Here is a 21539-nt window from a genome sequence, read left to right on the forward strand (position 1 = left end):
CCTTGTAATAATAAAAATGAGAAGTAAACATAAATGCATAAAGGTATTTTGCAAAGTAATTCAACAGTAATAGCATTCGTGCAAAGAATCCTCGATATTACTATTATTGTTGGCTGTTTATGGGTAGCAGTAGCTTTACAAGAAATCCCCTGGTTACTTCAGCACACAACAGCCTCTTTACTTGCAGTCTTCCTGTTTCATTTTACTAGTGAGCTCGATAAACTTTACATATCATGGCGTGGTCTTTCTATTTACAAAGAGCTTAAAAAAACTATTTCGCACTGGTTTGTAAGTGCAGCTCTTTTATTTTTAAGTGTAAACTTTTTAGCCCCACAATACTTAAACCCCGAGGGTTTACAGTTTTATTGGTTTGTTTCTGTATTAGTTTCGCTGTGTGTGTATCGTGTTGTATTGCGGCTAATTTTAAGGGCTCTGCGCTCTCAGGGTATTAATACCCGTTCGGTTGTCATTGCTGGGGCGGGTACTTTAGGTCAACAATTAGCAAATAATATTATTGCTAATTCTAGCTTCGGTTTAGTCTTCGGAGGCTATTACGATGACACAACACCAAAGCAAAAATTAGTTGCTGCACAAACTATTGGTAATTTAGAGCAGTTAGTTGCTGACTGTAAAGAGGGGGGAATAGACCGTGTTTATATAGTTTTGCCGCCTCAAGCTTATGAGCGCCGAAAATGGCTTGTTAAAGAACTAGCTGATAGTACTGCAAGCGTTTACATTGTGCCCGATGTATTTACTTATCAATTATTACATTCGCGAAGTGATGTCATAATGGGTATACCTACTATAAGTATTTATGACTCACCGCTTGATGGTAGTAACGCCATTATTAAGCGCATAGAAGATATTGTACTCTCTACACTTATTTTAATAATGATATCCCCTGTTTTACTGGGGTTAGCCCTTGCGGTTAAGTTTACCTCTAAAGGGCCTGTGTTCTTTAAACAAAACCGTTATGGTATTGATGGTAAGCCGATTAAGGTATGGAAGTTCCGCTCGATGAACGTAATGGAAGACGGCGCTAAAGTAACCCAAGCCACTAAAAATGATTCGCGCTTTACACCAATAGGCCAGTTTATTCGTAAAACGAGTTTAGATGAATTGCCTCAGTTTATTAATGTTCTACAAGGGCAAATGTCGATTGTTGGGCCAAGGCCTCACGCTGTAGCCCATAACGAAGAATATCGTAAGCTTGTTGACGGTTATATGCTACGCCATAAGGTTAAGCCAGGCATTACTGGTTGGGCACAAATTAATGGTTGGCGCGGTGAAACCGACACATTAGATAAAATGGAAAAGCGCATAGAATTTGACCTAGAGTACATTCGTAATTGGTCTTTATTCTTTGATTTAAAAATAGTGTTTTTAACTATTTTTAAAGGCTTTGTGAATAAAAATGCCTACTAACTTTTGGTAGGTATTCCCATTTTTAACCCATCATACTTACAGAGACTTTAATGCTTTATAAAATTAAAGCTGTTTTACACGATGCTAACCATCGCCATACTGCAATAAACGCGGCAATAGCTCTTACTCTAAGGGTATTCGGTGCGGGAATGGCTTTTTTATTTAATTTGATTATTGCAAGGCAGTTGGGAGCAGTGCAATCTGGTTATTTTTTCCTTGCTCTTGCATTAGTAATGTTGCTTTCAGCAATTGCAAACCTTGGCTTTGAAAATACGATTTTGAGATTTTCGGCAGCAAACTCTAACAATGGTTATACCCTAAAATCAATATTAATGTTTGCGCTAAAATTTAGTTTACCTGTAGCATTTTTATTTGCTGTTTTTATATATGCTTTAGCCCCTTGGCTTGCCGCTAATATATTTAATAAGCAAGGGCTGACAGTTACCCTGCGCTTTATTGCGCCAGCTATAGTTGGTCTCAGTATAGTTATGTTAGTAGCAATGAGTTTGCAGGCACGTCATAAGCTTATTTTGAGTATCCCTTGTCAAAACATTGCCCATTTTATGCTTTGTGGTGTGGCAGTTATTGTGCTTGCGGCTGAGTCTGCAAGTACCGCGGCACTTTATTTGAGCTTATCGTTAGGTGTTACATCCTGCTTTTTTTACTGGTTAAGTATTAAAAACTTAAATAATAATGGCGAAAAGCCAGACCCTCAACAACTTTGGCATAGCGCAAGGCCTAATTGGGTCATAATAATAATGAGTCAAGCGGTACAATGGAGTGCACCAATAATTATAGGTGTATTTTTAGTTGCAGAGCAGGTGGCATTTTTTAGTATTGCACAGCGTATTGCACTTTTAACCACCTTTATTTTAATGGCGGTAAATTTGGTTGTTGCACCAAAATTTTCAGCCTTTCACGCTAAGGGGGATGATGTTGGCATTCGTAAAACTGCATTATTCTCTGTTCGCTTATTAGTATTAAGTGCGTTACCCATAGTGCTTTTTATGTTGCTGTTTCCTGAATTTTTAATGGGCCTTTTTGGTGAAGAATTTAGGCAAGGAGCGTTAATTTTACAGATTTTAGTTTTAGGGCAAGCGGTTAATGTAGTAACAGGCTCTGTTGGCTTTTTACTTATGATGAGCGGCCATGAGCGCGATATGCGATTAGTTACACTTATTAGTGGCTTAGGTGTTTTAATCAGTGTGCCTATCTTCACTAAGTTGTTTGGCGCTGTTGGTGCAGCGTCTGCCACTGCATTTTTTATTAGTTTACAAAACTTACTTGCCGTTTATTTTGTTAAAAAACGATTAGGTTTTAATACCTTAATGTTTTGGCAGAAGATATGATTTGGCGAGCTACGAGCTACGAGCTACGAGCTACGAGCTACGAGCTACGAGCTACGAGCTACGAGCTACGAATAAGGATATTTGAATGATTTTACAGCAATGGTTGATAGTGGTTATATTTATTACAACCATTGTAGGCTTAATTAAGTTTCAGAAATTTCCTGAGCGTGTTTTTGCAGCTGCTTGTTTAGCGTGCTTTGCGACTAATTTGGTTTCTACCGAACAGCTTTTGAATAATGCAGTTAACCCAGGGTTAGTTACATTACTGCTTTTAGTGGTGTGTGCATTTGCTTTTGAACGCACCAGCTTTTTACGCAAATTAGCTAATGTTTTATTTAATGGCTCTGTGGTTAAGTCTTATGTTAGAACCTTACTCGCAACAGTTGTGGCCTCTGGCTTTTTAAATAATACAGCGGTGGTTGCAACTTTAATTAGCCCGGTAAAAAACAATAAACTGATTGCCCCTACTAAACTTTTACTCCCCCTTTCTTATGCTGCTATTTTAGGTGGCACCCTCACTTTAATTGGCACCTCAACTAACTTAATCGTTAACTCTATGCTGATTGAACGGGGTGCCCAGGGCTTTAAATTTTTTGACTTTTTACCTATAGGCCTAGCTGCAGTAGTAGCCTGTGTGCTAGTGATGGCACTCACGATTAACCGTTTAAAAGGTAAAGTATGCAAAGATGAAACCTCTAGCGATTATTTTGTTGAAGCTAAAGTGAATAACGGCTCACCGCTGATAGGTAAAACGGTAGAACAAAATGGTTTGCGTAGCTTAGAGTCACTATTTTTGGTTGAAGTAGTACGCGATAACCGCTTAATTTCGCCAGTTTCGCCTACGCAAATGATCCGTGAAGGCGATAAACTTATTTTTTCGGGCGATGTCACTAAAGTACTGGTGCTACAGCAATTTGAAGGTTTAAGTTTATTTGCAGAGCAAGATGGTTTACTACGCGATAACTTAACCGAAGTCGTTATAAAGCCAGGTGCTGCAGTGGTAGGTAAAACCCTTAAAACGGCCGGCTTTCGCGCAAGGTTCGATGCCGCGGTAGTTGCAGTGCGCCGCGAAGGCGAAAAGCTCTCGGGTAAGCTCGGTGATATCACCATTCAAAGTGGCGACTTTTTGATTCTTGCGGTCGGCCCTGACTTTGCCAAGCGTACTAACTTAACGAAAAACTTTTTTATATTGAGCGGTGTAAAAGCCGACAACATGCTTAAAGGCTTAAAAGAGCGTATTGTTACTTGGGGCTTTGTGGCAACCATTGCGGGCTCGTTAGTTTTTGATATTAGCTTATTAAAAAGCTTTATTTTTTACCTAGCCGTGCTGGTGGGTTGCCGCTGTTTATCGCTAAACGAAATTAAGCGACGCTTTCCGTTAGAGCTTTGGCTTATTGTAATGAGTGCTTTAACATTAGCTACAGCCTTAGATAATTCAGGGGTATCTAAACTAATAGCCGAGCAAGTCGAAGGCTTACTTGCTGGGCAAAGCGTTTATATAGCCTTTATTGGTGTATTTTTACTTACTCTATTATTTACAGAGTTAATAACTAATAACGCAGCAGCAGCGCTGACATTTCCCATTGCATTTACTATCGCTCAAGGTCTAGGCGTAAGTTACATGCCATTTGTACTTGCAGTCGCTTTTGCCGCAAGTGGCAGTTTTATTAGCCCTTACGGCTACCAAACCAACCTAATGGTTTACAATGCCGGCAACTACAAGCTAACCGATTTCATAAAGTTCGGCCTACCGATCTCAATCACCTACAGCCTAGTGGTACTGACCCTGATACCCGTGTTTTTTCCGTTTTAGGTATAAGGTGCTAGGTGTTAGGTGTTAGGTGTTAGGCGATAGGGGCTAGGTAATAGGCGATAGGGGCTAGGTTGCTAGGATGCTAGGAGCTAGGATGCTAGGAGCTAGGTGCTAGGCGTTAGCTAGAAATATGTCTTTAGGCTCTAGGTTTATTTTGCGATAAGGTTTAGTGGTGAATGGATTTCACTTAATGGCAAAGGGACTAATTATGAAATTTGAACAAATGGATGTGTGGAAGAAGTCATCACGATTAGCATGTGAAATATATAAATATAAAGTTCTGCCTACCGTCCCTTATCGCATACCTCTCAGTATTCTAAAGTAAATATACTGTGTTTTACGTTTTAAATCGAACTTTATAGAGGTAAGATATTAGACGTCAGATATCAGAAGGAGCTAGGTGATAATAAGCCTTCAGGCGTTGGGAACTAGGCGCTAGGTTTATTTTGCGATAAGGTTTAGCTGTGAATGGATTTCACTTAATGGCGAAGGGACTAATTATGAAGTTTGAACAAATGGATGTGTGGAAGAAGTCATCACGATTAGCATGTGAAATATATAAAGTAATGTTTGTTTGCAAAGATTACGGTTTTAAAGATCAAATAACACGTGCTGCATTATCAATTCCTTCTAATATCGCTGAAGGCCTTGAAAGAGAAACAGAGAATGATGAAGCTCGTTTCTTATATTATGCAAAGGGCTCTGCAGGAGAGCTCGTAACTCAATTATACATTGGTATTGAGATAAAATTTATCGATAAGCATGTTGGCTTGCAATTAATATCAGAAGCTAAAGAAGTTGCAGCTATGATTGCAGCGTTAATAAAATTAAGAAAAGGCTGCGTAAAAGAATCAGCCATTGAATATCATTTTGAAGAACCTAGAACCTAGAACCTAGAACCTAGAACCTAGAACCTAGAACCTAGAACCTAGAAACCCCAAGAGGTACCATGACCGAGAACATTGTATGGCACGATCAAACTGTTTCGCGTGCTGAAAAAGAACGACATAAAGGGCATAAGCCGGTATTACTTTGGTATACGGGACTAAGTGGCTCCGGTAAGTCGACCATTGCGAATGCGGTTGAGGCTAAACTATTCGAATTAGGTTGCCATACTTATCTGCTTGATGGCGACAATGTACGCATGGGCTTAAACAAGGGCCTGACTTTTAGTGACGAAGATCGTATTGAAAATATTCGCCGTATTAGCGAAGTAGCTAAGCTGTTTGTTGATGCGGGCTTAATTGTATCAACGGCATTTATTTCACCGTTTAAAGAAGACCGTGCTCGCGCTCGTAGCATCATGAACCAGGGCGAATTTGTAGAAGTGTTTATCGATACGCCATTAGAGGTTTGTGAAAGCCGTGACCCTAAAGGGTTATACAAAAAAGCCCGTGCCGGTGAGATCCCTAATTTTACAGGTATTAGCTCTGCATTCGATGTGCCAGAGCAACCAGAGATTCATGTAAGAACAGCAGAGCAAAGCATTGAGCAAAGCGTTGAGCAAATTATTGGTTATTTACGCGAAGCAGGGATTATAGAAATCTAGAGCCAGAAACCTGACGTCTAAAATCTGATATCTGTCTTCTGACCTCTGATATTTGATATCTGATATCTGATGTCTAAAATCTGATATCTAATCCCTGACGTCTAACTTCTAACTTCTAACATCTGTAATCTGACTTCTAATCTCTACCTTCTATTATTCTTTGAGATTTTATGAACTACGATATTTTTAATGGTGATGCCGATGGCATCATCGCACTGTTACAGTTGCAGCTCGCTAACCCTGTTGAAAGCGTGAAAGTAACCGGTGTTAAACGTGATATTCAACTACTAAAAAAAATTACCCCCAAAGCTGGTGATAACATTCGTGTACTCGATATTTCAATGGAAAAAAACATGGCAGAGTTGCACGACGCCCTGTGCGTAGGTGCACGTGTTATGTATGTGGATCATCATAAAGCGGGTGATATTCCAAACCATGCTAACCTCTTTGCCCATATCGATTTAGATGCAAACATCTGTACGAGCTTAATTGTGAGCGACCTTATCGATAAGCAGTATCATTTATGGGCTATTACTGCTGCTTATGGCGATAATTTATTTGCAAAAGCCGATAGCGAAGCCGATAAGCTTAGCTTAACAGAGCTCGAAAAGTCACAACTTAAAGCATTTGGCACTTATATTAACTATAACGGCTATGGCAGCGAGGTAGCCGATTTACACTTTGCTCCAGAAGACTTATTTAACGAGTTACTAAAATATAAGTCACCTCTTGATGCTATTAACGACAGTGAATCGGTTTATTACGTGTTAGAAAAAGCCTACAAATCTGATATGCAAAAAGCGGCTGACGCTAAGGTTTTACATAATTGCGATACAGCAAAGGTTATTTTACTTGATGACGCCCCATGGGCGCGCCGTGTAAGTGGCGTATTAGGTAACGACCTTGCAAACCAAGCACCTAATAAAGCCCACGCAGTACTTACCTATAATAATAAAGGAAGCTATACCGTAAGTGTAAGAGCGCCACTTAATAATAAACATGGCGCTGTTGATGTATGCAGCCAATTTGCCTCCGGCGGCGGTCGCGCTGCAGCAGCAGGTATAAACGAACTAGACCAACAACAAGTTGAACAGTTTATTACTACTCTAGTTAATTTTTATAGCTAACCCCTTGCTAGTGGCACCCCAGCCACTAGCATCTTTTAGCTCCTGGTTTCTAGTTCCTAGCTCCTAGCTCCTAGCTCCTAGCTCCTAGCTCCTAGCTTCTAGCTTCTAGCTCCTAGCTCCTAGCTCCTAAATCCTAGAACCTATCGGTTTTTGTTCATCCTCCGTCAATATTATTACTGCTAACTTATTTATAAATCTTTTTTTACTATTGCGCAAAATGGGTTGATAACTCATACTTTGTAATTATTTATTCTTATCACTACAATTAAGGGACTAAACATTATGAAAGCTGTCATTCCTGTTGCAGGCCTTGGTACACGTATGTTACCGATGACAAAGGCAATTCCTAAAGAAATGCTACCTCTGGTTGATAAGCCACTTATCCAATACATAGTAAACGAATGTGTTGCTGCGGGTATTAAAGAGGTTGTACTTGTTACTCATAGCTCTAAAAATGCTATTGAAAATCACTTTGATACCAGCTTTGAGCTTGAAGCAACCCTCGAAAAACGCGTAAAACGTACTTTGCTTGAAGAAGTGCGCTCAATTTGCCCACCAGATGTAACCATTATGCACGTACGCCAAGGCGAGGCTAAAGGATTAGGCCACGCAGTTATGTGTGCAAAACCTATTGTTGGCGATGACGACTTTGTTGTAGTACTGCCAGATGTAATTTTAGATAGCTACACAGCTGACCAAAAAACCGAAAACATTGCTGCTATGATTAAGCGTTTTAATGAAGTTAAAGCAAGCCAAATCATGCTAGAGCCAGTACCACAAGAAAATGTACATAAATATGGTATTGCTGATATCGGCGGCGTTAAAATTAAAGCGGGTGAAAGTGCACCTATTAAAACGATGGTCGAAAAGCCTAAAGCTGAAGAAGCGCCATCTAATTTAGCCGTTGTAGGCCGCTATGTGCTATCAAAAGCGATTTGGCCATTACTTGCTAAAACACCAGCGGGTGCGGGCGGCGAAATTCAGCTTACCGATGCTATTGATGAGTTAATGAAGCACGAAATCGTTGAGGCATTCCATATGAGTGGCCGTGCTCACGACTGCGGTGATAAACTGGGCTACTTAAAGGCGATTGTTGAATACAGCATGCGCGATGAAAACTTAGGTGAAGAATTCACTGATTTCGTAACCGAAATGGTAGCTCCAGCAGAGCGACATTTAAAAGCGGTTTAAAAGAAGATATTAGATATCAGAAGTTAGATATTAGATTTCAGAAGTTAGATATTAGATTTCAGACTTTAGTGGTTAGAAGTTGTTTTTTAGCTTTTAACCACTTGCTTTACCCCGCCCCCAATAAAATCTTGTTCACCTAGCACCTAGCACCTAGCACCTAGCACCTAGCACCTAGCACCTAGCACCTAGCACCTTCGCTATTAACTTCTCGTTTTTCACATCTAATGTTATATTTAATCTAATTTAAGGATTTTTATAATTTTAACTCGGAATAGTTTATGTCTAAGCTTAATGTCTTTTTAGGTAGTGCAATAGCTCTAAGCTCACCACTTGTTTTTGCAGATCAAATTAACTCTCATCAATCCTTCGTTGGTTATACTGGTTTAATAAATACTCCCAATGCTGAAATCCAAGAAAAAGGGGTTGTAGGGGGGGGGTATAATAATCAGCTTTTTGATTTATCAGGTAATTATGTTGATGGGCATAACTTTATTGTCAGTGCAGGTTTATTTGATGGTTTAGAAGTAAGCGGTCTGATAGCTTCAAACACCATACATGACAATATGTTCACAACAGAAGGTAAGAAACAAATTAGAGATTTATCATTTAATGCTAAGTACCAAATACCTTATATTCCTAAAGGTTGGTTTAGCCTTGCTATCGGAGGTAAAGATATTGGTGGTCATATTAACCACTATGAAACTTATTATGCTGTGGCATCAAAAGAGTTATGGAATTTTAGATTTTCAGCTGGTATTTCTAAGAGTAAACGACCTCATGGAATTATGGATGGTGTGTTTGGGGGCGTTGAGTACCAAGTATTCGACTGGTTTAGCTTACAAGCAGAGCATGATGCAGAGGCATTTAATGCGGGTGCTAAAGTGACTATCCCTAAAAAGTGGCTTTATGATATTGGCGAGCTAACCTTTACCAGCCGTTTTTACAGTAACACAGATTACTCAGAACAAGACACCTATTGGGGTGTTAACTTTAGTATGCCGCTTTCGAATGAAGATAAACAAAATTATAAAAAAGTTGAAGCTGCTCCTTATGTTGCACCGGTTGCTACACAGCCAATAGCTAAAATCGATGACCATGGCATTGGTTTTATACAAACTGCAATGGCGCCAGAATTAGCTGAACAAGCAAAGGCAGTTACAGTAGCAAGCATAAAACAAGCACCAACACAAACTACGCAAAAACACGCCAACTCAAGTTTAAATAGCCAAGTAATCGAATTAAAACAAGCGTTAATAAACGATGGTTTCGAGAATGTAGTTGTTGGTTATAACTTTAATACCGTATTCGTAAACTTTGAAAACTCGGTATTTAACCGTAACGACATAGACGCCATCGGTGTGGTGCTCGGCCGTATTGCTGAAAGTGTAACTAACGAAAGCACGCACTTTAATGTACAGCTTTCTAAAACAGATATCCCTTTAATTGCGATTCAGGGCAAGGTTGATAACTACCGCTTATTTATCGAAAAAGGTGTAAGCCCTGATTTAAATGTACAGCAGGGCAAAGCAAGTATTCCTGAAGGTGTAGTATGGGCCGGTAAAGCAGAGGCAAGCCCTTACTTTAAACCGCGCGTAACTTTAAGCCCAGCTTTATCTAATACTTATGCAACAGAGTTTGGAGTATTTGATTACTCTGTAGGTTTGCGTGCCGAGCTTGACGTGCCGTTGTGGCAAGGTGGTGGTATAAAGGTTACCGGCCAAACTATTTTAGATGAAAGTAGCGACTTTGAAGATAACGGTGTATTTGATAATTACAGCCTGGATGAAGGTATTGTAAATGCAATGCTGCACCAAACTTTTGCACTGCCGTATGGCTTTTATAACCAAACGCAAATTGGTTTCTTTAAAGACTATTTTGATTACAAAGCCATTATTAACGAAACAGCTTGGTTAAGCCCTGAAGGCCGTCACAAAGTAAGCGCCAAAATCGCTTATTTTGATTATGCAGATTACCGTGCATCACGTGAGTACGAAACACTCACATATCAATACAACTGGGTAGAGCAAGATATCACCCTACATGCTACGGCTGGCAAGTATTTTTATGGTGATAGTGGTGTAAAACTTGAAAGTCGCTTTTGGTTTGGTGATAGCTACATAGCTGTATTCTATGAAAATACCGATGCGCAAAAAGCAGGGGTTGGCTTGAGTATCCCACTTACACCGCGTAAAGATATGAAAGTCACACCGTTTGGCCAGTTAAAAGGCCGTGATATCTGGCGTGTTGGTCTATCAACACAAATTGGTGAGTTTAATAGGCTTGTATTTAACCAAGGTTATGCTCCTTCTACTCAAGTCACTTTAGATAATACGATGTTTAAACGTGGCCGTTTAACTTCGAGCTATATTTATAGCAACCTAGCGCGAATGAAAGAAGCGTATGAGAGTTATAAATAGTAGCGACTCGCAGTAGCGGGGGAGAGAAGCGAGATACGAGACTCGAGATACGAGACTCGAGATACGAGTCAGATACTGATGCCAAGGAGTGGCTATGTACTACGAGAGATTAGATGTATGGAAAAGATCTTTTCAATTAAGTCTTTTAGTTTATAGAAGTTTTTATTTACTCAAAGATTTTAGTTTAAAAGATCAAATGTGTCGCTGCTCGGTTTCAATTCCAAGTAACATCGCTGAAGGGTATGAGCGCTTTTCTAAAAAAGAAAGAGCTCATTTCCTTTCTATAGCTAAAGGCTCCGTCGGTGAACTCAAAACACAAGTTATGCTTGCTTTTGAATTGGGTTACTTGCACAAGGAAAACTACTTACTCATAACAAATGAGTGTGAAGAAATTGGTAAAATGCTAGGTAAATTAATGTACTTACATAAAAATAATTAATTTACCCTTGTATACTCGCAACTCGCTACTCGCAACTCGCAACTCGCAACTCGCAACTCGCAACTCGCAACTCGCAACTCGCAACTCAATGGTATGGACTCCCCACCTTTGTCAAAATCGACTAAGGTGAAAGTGACAAACAAAAAGGAGCCCATACCATGACACAGTCTAGCACTATAACGATTGATTTAGCCAAAACAGTCTTTCAAGTCGCTTTCTTTAATAAGTTCGGTGTTTTGAAGTCGAATGAGAAAATGACTGAACACAAGATGCTTTCGTTTATTGTTAACCATCCAGAAGCACTTATATGTATGGAAGCTTGTAGCAGCGCTCACTATTACGGTCGTAAATTTGAAGGACAAGGACACAAAGTTAAGTTACTCCCTCCTCACATAGTTGCCAAGTACCGAGCAGGTAATAAAAACGATGCAAATGATGCTTTGGCTATTTATGAGGCACTTAAACGCCCAAATATTTATTCTGTTGCGGTAAAATCAATTAGCCAACAAGACCTTGCATCATTACTTAAGCTTCGTAAAGGGTATATAAAACAGCGAACACAGGTGTCGAACAGAGCTCGTGGTTTAGGTGCAGAATACGGTGTTAAGCTGCCTGAAGGTATTACGTCACTCAAAAAGCGTTTACCAGATATCCTTGAAGATGATGGTAATCAATTAACGCCAGCAAGTCGTTTCATTTTAGCTGATCTGCTTGAAGAGGTTCATCGGTTAGATAGTAAAATAAAGCATGCGACAGCGCAGCTAGTTGAATTGGCCAAATCTATCTCGGAGTGTGAATTACTGACAAGTTTACCTGGAGTTCAGTGGATAACAGCAAGTGCTCTTTATGCACGTTTAGGTAATGGCTCAGAGTATAAATATGGTCGCAATGCGAGTGCGTCAGTAGGACTTGTGCCAAGTCATAGTGGTTCAGGAGGAAAGAATAAGTTACATGGGATCTCGAAGCGCGGAGATAAATACCTACGTTCTTTGATCACACATGGAGCGCGTGTGGTGGTATCAAACATACGCGATAAACAAGATAAGCTGAGTTGCTGGATCAGGGCATTATCAAGCAAACATCACTTTAATAAGATCACGATAGCAGTAGCCAATAAACTAGTACGAATGGCATTAGCCATGCTGAAAAGCGCAACGCCTTATAGAGCTGATTTAGCTTAGTCACAGCTATAAGGGGAATAACACTGCTAGAGTAAGCCGAGTAAAGGTAAGTAGAAAACGAATGTAATGTGATGACAAGCACGCAAGGTGAAACCTGAGAGTTGCGATGGTACGTTGATACCTTAATCTCGATAAGGAGCCTTGAATACAGTGGATTAAGCCATTCAGGTCTCGGGGTAGCTCCCCATAATAAGGCCGAATATACGTGAACTTGCTATTATCAAATTACACTTTGAATTTTCTTGCCTTACAGGGGGAGTCCATATACGCAACTCGCAACTCGCAACTCGCTAACCGCTAACTTCTACTTTTGTCCCTTCGCCTAACTCTGCTTTTAGCTTTTCTGCTAGTGCTTGTTTGGCTTGATCATCGCCGTGGACAATTTTGATTAAACTTGGCTTTTTGCGCATGCCGGTGACAAATCTGATTAATCCTTTTTGATCTGCATGGGCGCTGTAGCCGCTAATGGTATGAATTTGCGCTTTAACCATTACTTTTTGATTATCGATAAATACATAACCGCCGCGAGGGCCGTATTTTTGAATTTCTCGGCCTAAAGTTCCTTGCCCTTGGTAGCCAACAAAAATGACATCGGTTGTTTTGTCGGGTAAAAACCGTTCTAGGTAATTAACTATTCTGCCGCCATTACACATACCGCTGGCAGCAATGATTATTGCCGGCTGTTGTTTAGAGGCTAAAAAGTTAATCAGGGCAAGGTGTTCTTGGTGGCTATCAATTGTATGTAGTTGACTAAAGTCGAGCGGGTGACGGCCTTGTTTTACGCGTTTTTTGGCTTCGTTATCCCACAGTTCTTTAAAGTGTAAATATTCATTTGTGAAATTGGCTGCCATTGGCGAATCTACAATAATTTGCAGTTTATGCCACATAGAACGTTTGCTTGCAGAGTGAATAAGCTGTTCAAACTCATAGAGCAGCTCTTGAGTTCGGCCAATACTAAATGCGGGTATAAGTACCACACCATTATCGCTTACGGCACGCTCTATAACTTTTTTAAGAACGGCTACACGCTCTTTACGACCTTGATGGTTTTTATCACCATAGGTTGACTCAATAACTAATGTATCGGCGCGGTAAGGCGGTTTTGGCGTTGGTAATAATGGCGTGTAAGGTGCACCTAAATCACCTGAAAATACCACTCTATGCGAGTTTGGTTTTTTGCCTAGCTCAATTTCAACATAGGCTGAGCCTAAAATGTGCCCAGCACGTTGCAGGCGAAGTTTATATAAGGGGTTTTGATTGCTTGAGGCTACTTTTTCGGGGCTAAAGCCCACTCCTACGGGAATGCAGTACCATGTGTTGAAATCAAGAGAGACAATTTGTTGTTTTAGTAACTTTAAGCAAGTGCGGATCATTGCTTCATCGCGAGTTACCCCCACTTTTAAAGCATCTTCAATCACCATAGGCAGTAGCTTAGCAGTAGCGGCTGAAGTATAAATAGGTCCTTTAAAGCCTGCGGCAAGTAAGTAGGGTATGCGACCAACATGGTCTATATGGCAGTGTGTGACAATCAGCGCTTTTACCGTTGATATATCAAACTCGATAGCTAAGTTTTGTTTGCTGTCTTCCCCTTGAAATAGCCCACAATCAACAAGTACAGAATTTGTGTCATCAATAAATAGCTGGTGGCAAGACCCAGTTACGCCTTTCACCGCTCCGTGGTGCTTTATATGCATAAAAATCTCCTGATTTTAAGGCTAGATATTATTTTAGTGGTTAGATTTTAGAAGTTAGATATCAGTTGATCGAGAGGATGGTTTTATTTTTTGTGTAATTAAACAAAGAGCTTGCTACATATGAATTGTATTTTACTTTGTTATAACCACTAACCACTAACCACTAACCACTAACCACTAACCACTAACCACTAACCACTAACCACTATATTTTTACCCTTTATTTATCTCTAATATCGCTTTTAACGTATGTTCTTTTTCAAGAATATCGCGATATAAAGCAAACTGATTGCGGGCGCGCTCTAGGTTGTGGTTTGCATGTTTGGTGGCAAAGTAATTATCGCCATCAATAAAGTCTGTTAAAAAGCGCAGGCCAATCATAAAGGTCATGACTTTGGTGCCTAGCCAGAAGCTTTCTTTTTCGGCGTCGGTGATCACATCTTGTAGTGGTTCAACATAACCTTTAACGATGGCGGCGAAGATTTCTTCACGAACACGTACATTATTTAGGTTGGTTGAATCTTCTTGCTCAGGTGAGCAGAAGGTACGCACCATATCGCCAAAATCAAATAACCAATAACCAGGCATACAGGTATCTAGGTCGATGACTGCTTTTGCATCATCAGATTGCGTGCAAAACAGCATGTTGTTGATTTTTGTGTCGTTATGGCATGGTCTTAAAGGAATGTTTCCTTCAAGTTGTTTTAACTCATCAACAAGTGATTGCTGAGCTAAACAAAAATCGATGTCGTCTTGGCAAAGGGCCACACGATTTACAGGATCTTTTTCGATTACCTTTTTAAAGGCATCAAAACGCATCGCTAAGTTATGAAAATCAGGGATCACATGATGCAGCTGATCAGCCTGAAAATCTTGTAATGCCAGCGCGAATTGTCCAAATGCATTGGCTGCAGTTTGTGCTTGCGAGATAGTTGCTACCACATCTTCACTATAACTGCCGCCAATAAATTCGAGTGCACGCCAAACACCTTGATCGCATTCAACTAAAAAGTCGCTTTCGATAGTTGGAACATGACGAATAATTTCTAGGCTATATTCACCATTGTTGTGTTTTTCACTAAGGTGCTGCTCAATTAGTCGTGCATTTTCAACTAGGTGCTGAGGGTTAGGAAACACATCGGTATTTAACTTTTGCACAACCAAGGCGTTTTCTTCTGATTTAAGTAACATGGTTGTGTTGATGTGGCCATTGCCAATTGGCTTTAGCGTTACGTTATCTGTGCTTAAGCCAAAGTGCTCAGAAAGATAAGTTGCAACAGGATTAGACTTCATTAATTTTCCATTACTTATTTTTTGCAAGAAGAGGCGAGGGTTTAATCGTTTAGCTTACGACGTAACTGACATAAAGTGTGTGCTATTGCATCCAGTTCAGCTTTGTAGGTTACGCCATACCATGGCTCTTGTGCAGTATAAACGGTTACAGCTTGGCGGTTATCTTGAATCGCGAGTTGTATCTCATTTGGTAAATAATACTCTTTCGTGACACCGTTGTCAGTATTTTCTAAAAACTCAATAAAGCCTGTTTCTAAGTCATTAAATAAACTGGGTGTTATTCCCCAAAAGCTCATAGAGCCTAGGGCATCATCGACAATTTGTAATCTCTCACCATGTGGATTGTTGCCTTTTAAAACATTATTTTCGAGTTTAATATCTAGGTACTCGACCACATCAGTTAAATGCTGGTGGCTATCAACAGAGCATACACCACGATTTACACCACCTTCTTCGGAGAGCGTATCTTTTATTGGGTAGCCTACCATCGCCCAATTGCTATGCTGTTTGAAGTGTTCGCTAATAATGGTAAAAGAAGACTCGCCATAATAGTCATCGGCGGTAATGACAATAGCAGGGTTATTTACATAGGGTTTTGCGCAAAGTAATGCATGACCTGTACCCCAAGGTTTTTGTCGTTCAGCAGTTAAGTGCTCATAGCCATGAGGCACTGCACTAATTTCTTGCTCAACGAGGATTACTTCGAGCGACTCAGGTAGGCGCGGTAAAATCGTCGCTTCAAACTCTTCACGAATTTTTTTATTAATGATGATCACCGCTTGGCTCACACCCGCTTTAACCGCATCCTGAATACTAAGCTCCATGATGGTACAGCCCAGCCCTGGTATTTCGGCAATCTGTTTGTTTCCGCCAAAGCGGCTACCCAGCCCGCCAGCCAATACGATTAAAGTAAGAGAGTGTTGAGTCATCGCGAAAGTTAAATAAAAAAACAAAGGAAAAGTGTACCAGAAACAATCACGCAGGAGGAAGAGAAGCTTTAAGCTATAAGCGGTAAGTTTTAAGTTGAACGGTGTGGTTTGTGGGTCTAGCTCATAGGAGGTACTTTAGTGCCGAAATTTAAGGAGCCGTCAGCTTTCAGCTGTCAGTTTTGAGCTGCTCAGCATCGCCTGTTGGTTATGTGTTTATAAGCATGACTCGCGTTGTATGGCAGGCGCGCCAAGCAAGCGTGACGCCTACGATAACTCGCACCTCGCACCTCGCATCTCGTTCCTCGCACCTCGTACCTCGCACCTCGTTCCTCGCACCTCGTTCCTCGCACCTCGTTCCTCGCACCTCGTTCCTCGCATCTCGTACCTCGCATCTCGTACCTCGCACCTCGCATCTCGAACCTCGTACCTCGAACCTCGCATCTCGACTCTCAAACCTAATAGCTTCATATTTACGTAGGTGGTATATTCTCTTTGTGGTGATTAACCCTTTTAGGTAGACGATTAATGGCAAAAGATAGATACGCGCCAAAGGCTGTTGGCGATATTATGGCGGGCTTGAGTGGTCGCTTGGCATCTTATGCTGGTAAAACCCAAGGCTTGTCTTCTCAACAAACCATTCTTGATGACTTTTTAGGTGAAACGCTTTCGAAAAAATGCCGAGTAAGTAATTACCGCGATGGCACTTTGATGATAGAAGCGGTTTCGGCACCGATTGCACTGCGTTTAAATTACTTAAAAATGGATATGCTTTCGCATTTTCGTGCCTCTGGCATGGTAGAGCTTGGGCAAATTAAAATTACCGCAAACCCACAGGCAACTCAGCGCTTATCAGCAACAAATAAGCCAGAAGAAAAGCCTGTTTCTAAACGTCAAATGAGCGAACAAACAGCCGATTACCTCAGCGCCATCGCCGCAGATGCACCCCCATCGTTAAAAGCGAAGTTAGAGCGTTTAGCACAGCATGGGCGGAAAAAGTAAAGGCATAGCTTTAAGCTATAAGCTGTAAGTTTTGAGCTGACGGTGTGGTTTGTGAGCCTACCCCGTAGGAGGTACTTTAGTGCCGAAGTGTTTAGAACAATTCACGGCTAAAGCCGTTCCCACGTTCTGAGGTAGGCGTGAAATTTAAGGAGCCGTCAGCTTTCAGCCTTCAGTTTTGAGCTTCTCAGCATCGCCTGTTGGTTATGTGTTTATAAGCATGATTCGTGTTGTATGGCAGTCGCGCCAAGCAAGCGTGACGCCTACGAAAACTCGCATCTCGCACCTCGTCCCTCGCACCTCACATCTCGCACCCCGAATCTCGCATCTCGAATCTCGCATCTCGTTCCTCGCACCTCGTTCCTCGAATCGCCTTTTTTCTCCCCTGATCTTGATTTTATTCTTATTGTCGCCATATCTATTCAGTAATCTTGTTTTCACCCTTGTTATGGGGTTAGATCAAAGATTATGGCTGATTTTTAAATTTTCTTGCCGAAATTCCATATCTTCATAAACAGAAGGTTTGATGTTGCGCAGACTCTGGTATGATAGCGCACGAAATAAGCGGTGTTTTGAACAGCGTACTGATAAATTGTTAATTAATATGCCCTACATCATGAGCATAAGCGCATATTAATTATCAATTGAAGAAAGTGGGTTAGCTAATGACTAGCTAACAAAGAATACATTGTAACGGTTTTATCATGATATCTAATTTATTTACCAAGATTTTTGGTAGTCGCAATGACCGCACTATTAAAAACCTAAGAAAGACGGTCGCTCTAATTAATGCGCTTGAAAAGCAATTAGAAGCGCTTTCTGATGAAGATTTAAAAGCAAAAACAGCTGAATTTAGAGAGCGTTACGATAACGGACAAAGCCTAGATGACATTTTACCAGAAGCATTTGCTGTGGTACGTGAAGCATCTAAGCGTGTAAATGGCATGCGTCACTTCGACGTACAGCTACTAGGTGGTATGGTTTTACATCAAGGTCGCATCGCAGAAATGCGTACCGGTGAAGGTAAAACACTTACAGCAACATTACCTGCATACCTTCGTGGTTTAACAGGTAAAGGTGTTCACGTAATTACCGTGAACGACTACCTTGCAAAACGTGACGCCGAAACTAACCGCCCATTATTTGAGTTCTTAGGCCTAACAGTAGGCTGTAACGTACCAGGCATGATGCCACAGCAGAAGAAAATCGCTTACGCTGCTGACATTACTTACGGTACTAATAACGAATTTGGCTTTGATTATCTACGCGATAACATGGCATTTAGCATTGAAGAGCGTGTACAACGCCCACTTTACTACGCTGTAGTGGATGAGGTGGATTCAATCCTAATCGATGAAGCGCGTACGCCGCTGATTATCTCAGGCCCAGCTGAAGACAGCTCTGAGCTTTACATCGAAATCAACAAAATTGTGCCTGACCTAGAGCTACAAGAAAAAGAAGATGAAGAAGGCGTTGAAGGCGACGGCGATTACACGATCGATGAAAAGTCTAAGCAAGTTCACCTTACAGAGCGCGGCCAAATTAAAGTTGAAGAGCTACTAATTGAGCGCGGCTTAATTCAAGAAGGTGATTCACTTTACTCAGCTTCTAGCATCACATTATTAAGCCATGTGTATGCGGCACTTCGTGCTCACAAGCTTTATCAAAAAGACGTTGATTACGTTGTTAAAGAAAACGAAGTTATCATCGTTGATGAGCACACAGGCCGTACAATGGAAGGTCGTCGTTGGTCAGAAGGTTTACACCAAGCTGTTGAAGCAAAAGAAGGTGTACGCATTCAAAACGAAAACCAAACATTGGCATCAATCACATTCCAAAACTACTTCCGTTTATACGACACGCTAGCGGGTATGACAGGTACAGCAGACACAGAAGCGTTTGAGTTCCAGTCTATCTATGGTCTAGACACAGTAGTAATGCCAACTAATAAACCGATGATCCGTGACGATCGTGCTGACCTTGTCTATCTAACACAAGAAGAAAAGTACGAAGCAATCCTTGCTGATATCAAAGATTGCCAAGAACGTGGTCAACCGGTACTTGTGGGTACTATTTCTATCGAAAGTTCTGAGTACTTATCGCAGTTCTTACGTAAAGAAAAAATTAAGCACAACGTACTTAATGCTAAGTTCCACGCGCAAGAAGCAGACATTGTTGCCGATGCCGGTTTACCTGGCACAGTAACTATTGCAACTAACATGGCCGGTCGTGGTACCGATATCGTGTTAGGTGGTAACTGGAACAGCGAAGTTGAAAAGCTAGAAAACCCAACCGATGAACAAATTAAAGCGATTAAAGATGAGTGGCAAAAACGTCACGATGCGGTAATCGAAGCGGGTGGTCTACACATCATTGGTACTGAGCGTCACGAATCTCGTCGTATCGATAACCAGTTACGTGGTCGTTCTGGTCGTCAAGGTGATGCTGGTTCAAGCCGTTTCTACCTATCAATGGACGATGCGCTAATGCGTATTTTCGCTGGTGAGCGCATGACTAACATGATGCGTAAACTAGGTATGCAACGCGGTGAAGCGATTGAGCACCCTTGGGTTAACCGCGCAATCGAAAACGCGCAGCGTAAAGTTGAAGCACGTAACTTCGACGTTCGTAAGCAATTACTTGAGTACGATGACGTAGCAAACGACCAACGTCGTGTTGTTTACTCGCAACGTAACGAGCTACTTGAAGAAGGCGATATTTCAGAAACTATCACTGCAATTCGCGGCGATGTGCTAAATGGTGTGATTGACCAATTCATTGCACCGCAAAGCTTAGCTGAAATGTGGGATATCCCAGGTCTTGAAGAACGCTTAAAACAAGATTTCTTAATCGAGCTGCCAATTTCACAATGGCTAGCTGACGATAGCAAACTATACGAAGAGAAGCTTCGTGAGCGTATCGAAGAAGCGGTTGAGCAAGCGTACAAGCAAAAAGAAGAGATGGTAGGCGAGTCTGTACTACGTCAATTCGAAAAAGCGATTATGCTACAAAGCCTAGATCAACACTGGAAAGATCATTTAGCTGCGATGGACCACCTTCGTCAAGGTATCCACTTACGTGGTTACGCACAGAAGAATCCTAAGCAAGAGTACAAGCGCGAGTCGTTCGAGCTATTCTCTGAAATGCTAGAGAACTTAAAAGTCGACGTTGTGGGTATTTTAAGTAAAGTACAAGTTCGTGCTGAAGAAGACGTTGAGAAAGTTGAAGAGCAACATCGTCGTAGCGAAAATGCACCTCGTGAATACCAACACGAAGAAGCTGAGCACATCGGTGGCGAAACACCAGAAGGTGCTGTAGTTACACAACGTGCAGAACCTAAAGTAGGCCGTAACGAGCCGTGTCCTTGTGGTTCAGGTAATAAATATAAGCAGTGTTGCGGTAAATTAAAATAACCAAAACACGGTGATAAAAAGCGACGCTTGCGTCGCTTTTTTTATGATTAAGGAAACAACAAATGACTAAAAAAGTAGTGCATGTTGCTGTTGGCGTTATTTATAAAGATCAGCAATTATTTATTTGTAAGCGCCCAGACGAAAAACACCAAGGCGGTTTATGGGAATTCCCAGGCGGCAAAGTAGAGCAGGGCGAAAGCGTATTTACTGCGCTACAGCGCGAGTTGTTAGAAGAAGTAAACCTAACCGTAAACGCCAGTGAAGAGCTAATGGTTATCGAACATGACTACGGCGATAAATGCGTACGTTTAGATGTGCATATTGTTGATGACTTCACTGGTACGGCCCATGGCGCAGAAGGCCAACAAGGCAAATGGGTCGCACTTAGCGAGCTTGATGATTACAGCTTCCCTGCTGCGAATGTTGAGATCATCAAAAAGATAAAGAAAAAGTACGAGCAGTAACAGCCGTCAGCTTTCAGCTGTCAGTTTGAAGCTGTCAGTTTGAAGCTGAACAGTGTTGTTTGCGGGTTCTTTATTAATTTGCAGACTTGGTGATGAATGTAAGACGCGCCAAGCAAGCGTGACGCCTACGTTTGATGTAGGCGTGAAATTTATTTCGCGCGGAGGTTATATAATAGAGGTTAGTTTTTAGTAGTTAGATTTCAGAAGTCAGATCAGATCGAGAGGGTGGTTTTATTTTTTGTGAAATTAAACAAAGAAC

At 41.2% G+C, this 21539-nt stretch carries 16 protein-coding genes; 13 read left to right on the plus strand and 3 right to left on the minus strand.

Translation table 11 applies throughout. The features are described from left to right. Window positions 1-33 precede the first annotated feature (33 nt). The 10 genes from VRK28_RS07215 (at window position 34) to VRK28_RS07260 (ending at window position 12491) form a co-directional block, all read left to right on the plus strand. Complete coding sequence (locus VRK28_RS07215; protein ID WP_332393647.1) at window positions 34-1425, plus strand: undecaprenyl-phosphate glucose phosphotransferase; 1392 nt, start codon at window positions 34-36, stop codon at window positions 1423-1425. A 50-nt stretch (window positions 1426-1475) separates the two neighbouring features. Beyond that, complete coding sequence (locus VRK28_RS07220) at window positions 1476-2774, plus strand: oligosaccharide flippase family protein (protein WP_253109163.1); 1299 nt, start codon at window positions 1476-1478, stop codon at window positions 2772-2774. Between the two features lie 85 nt (window positions 2775-2859). Beyond that, window positions 2860-4587: an SLC13 family permease gene (locus VRK28_RS07225; protein WP_332393649.1), complete on the plus strand. Its 1728-nt coding sequence runs from the start codon at window positions 2860-2862 to the stop codon at window positions 4585-4587. Window positions 4588-5087: 500 nt separating this feature from the next. Then, window positions 5088-5477: a four helix bundle protein gene (locus tag VRK28_RS07230; protein WP_105180723.1), complete on the plus strand. Its 390-nt coding sequence runs from the start codon at window positions 5088-5090 to the stop codon at window positions 5475-5477. 59 nt (window positions 5478-5536) lie between these two features. Then, entirely contained in the window at window positions 5537-6136 is a 600-nt protein-coding gene (gene cysC / locus VRK28_RS07235; protein WP_253109157.1) for an adenylyl-sulfate kinase, read from the plus strand. Window positions 6137-6306: 170 nt separating this feature from the next. Beyond that, on the plus strand, window positions 6307-7263 hold the full coding sequence (locus tag VRK28_RS07240; RefSeq protein WP_332393650.1) for a DHHA1 domain-containing protein: 957 nt from the start codon (window positions 6307-6309) through the stop codon (window positions 7261-7263). 282 nt (window positions 7264-7545) lie between these two features. After that, the gene (galU, locus tag VRK28_RS07245) at window positions 7546-8454 is read left to right on the plus strand and encodes a UTP--glucose-1-phosphate uridylyltransferase GalU (RefSeq protein ID WP_063530175.1); all 909 of its coding nucleotides are present in this window, start codon (window positions 7546-7548) and stop codon (window positions 8452-8454) included. A 278-nt stretch (window positions 8455-8732) separates the two neighbouring features. Further along, window positions 8733-10871 (plus strand): YjbH domain-containing protein, encoded by a 2139-nt coding sequence (locus VRK28_RS07250; protein WP_332393651.1) that lies wholly within the window; start codon window positions 8733-8735, stop codon window positions 10869-10871. A 94-nt stretch (window positions 10872-10965) separates the two neighbouring features. Next, the gene (locus tag VRK28_RS07255) at window positions 10966-11310 is read left to right on the plus strand and encodes a four helix bundle protein (protein ID WP_130167815.1); all 345 of its coding nucleotides are present in this window, start codon (window positions 10966-10968) and stop codon (window positions 11308-11310) included. A 158-nt stretch (window positions 11311-11468) separates the two neighbouring features. Beyond that, window positions 11469-12491 (plus strand): IS110 family transposase, encoded by a 1023-nt coding sequence (locus VRK28_RS07260; RefSeq protein WP_332393652.1) that lies wholly within the window; start codon window positions 11469-11471, stop codon window positions 12489-12491. Window positions 12492-12781: 290 nt separating this feature from the next. Here the strand turns inward: VRK28_RS07260 and VRK28_RS07265 are convergent, their stop codons facing one another. The 3 genes from VRK28_RS07265 to VRK28_RS07275 all read right to left on the minus strand — a co-directional run bounded on the left by VRK28_RS07265 (window position 12782) and on the right by VRK28_RS07275 (window position 16407). Continuing rightward, complete coding sequence (locus VRK28_RS07265; protein WP_332393653.1) at window positions 12782-14185, minus strand: MBL fold metallo-hydrolase; 1404 nt, start codon at window positions 14183-14185, stop codon at window positions 12782-12784. A 213-nt stretch (window positions 14186-14398) separates the two neighbouring features. Then, window positions 14399-15478 (minus strand): phosphotransferase enzyme family protein, encoded by a 1080-nt coding sequence (locus VRK28_RS07270; protein ID WP_332393654.1) that lies wholly within the window; start codon window positions 15476-15478, stop codon window positions 14399-14401. Between the two features lie 41 nt (window positions 15479-15519). Further along, window positions 15520-16407, minus strand: a complete 888-nt coding sequence (locus tag VRK28_RS07275) for an NTP transferase domain-containing protein (RefSeq protein WP_332393655.1) — start codon at window positions 16405-16407, stop codon at window positions 15520-15522. A 525-nt stretch (window positions 16408-16932) separates the two neighbouring features. Here VRK28_RS07275 and VRK28_RS07280 point away from each other — a divergent pair. The 3 genes from VRK28_RS07280 to mutT all read left to right on the plus strand — a co-directional run bounded on the left by VRK28_RS07280 (window position 16933) and on the right by mutT (window position 21280). Beyond that, window positions 16933-17406: a DUF721 domain-containing protein gene (locus tag VRK28_RS07280; RefSeq protein ID WP_063528638.1), complete on the plus strand. Its 474-nt coding sequence runs from the start codon at window positions 16933-16935 to the stop codon at window positions 17404-17406. A 701-nt stretch (window positions 17407-18107) separates the two neighbouring features. Next, on the plus strand, window positions 18108-20816 hold the full coding sequence (gene secA, locus VRK28_RS07285; protein ID WP_055022436.1) for a preprotein translocase subunit SecA: 2709 nt from the start codon (window positions 18108-18110) through the stop codon (window positions 20814-20816). Between the two features lie 62 nt (window positions 20817-20878). After that, window positions 20879-21280, plus strand: a complete 402-nt coding sequence (gene mutT / locus VRK28_RS07290; RefSeq protein WP_332393656.1) for an 8-oxo-dGTP diphosphatase MutT — start codon at window positions 20879-20881, stop codon at window positions 21278-21280. Window positions 21281-21539 lie beyond the last annotated feature (259 nt).

It is taken from the genome of Pseudoalteromonas sp. P80D2, from assembly GCF_036680945.1.
Lineage (GTDB): Bacteria > Pseudomonadota > Gammaproteobacteria > Enterobacterales > Alteromonadaceae > Pseudoalteromonas > Pseudoalteromonas shioyasakiensis.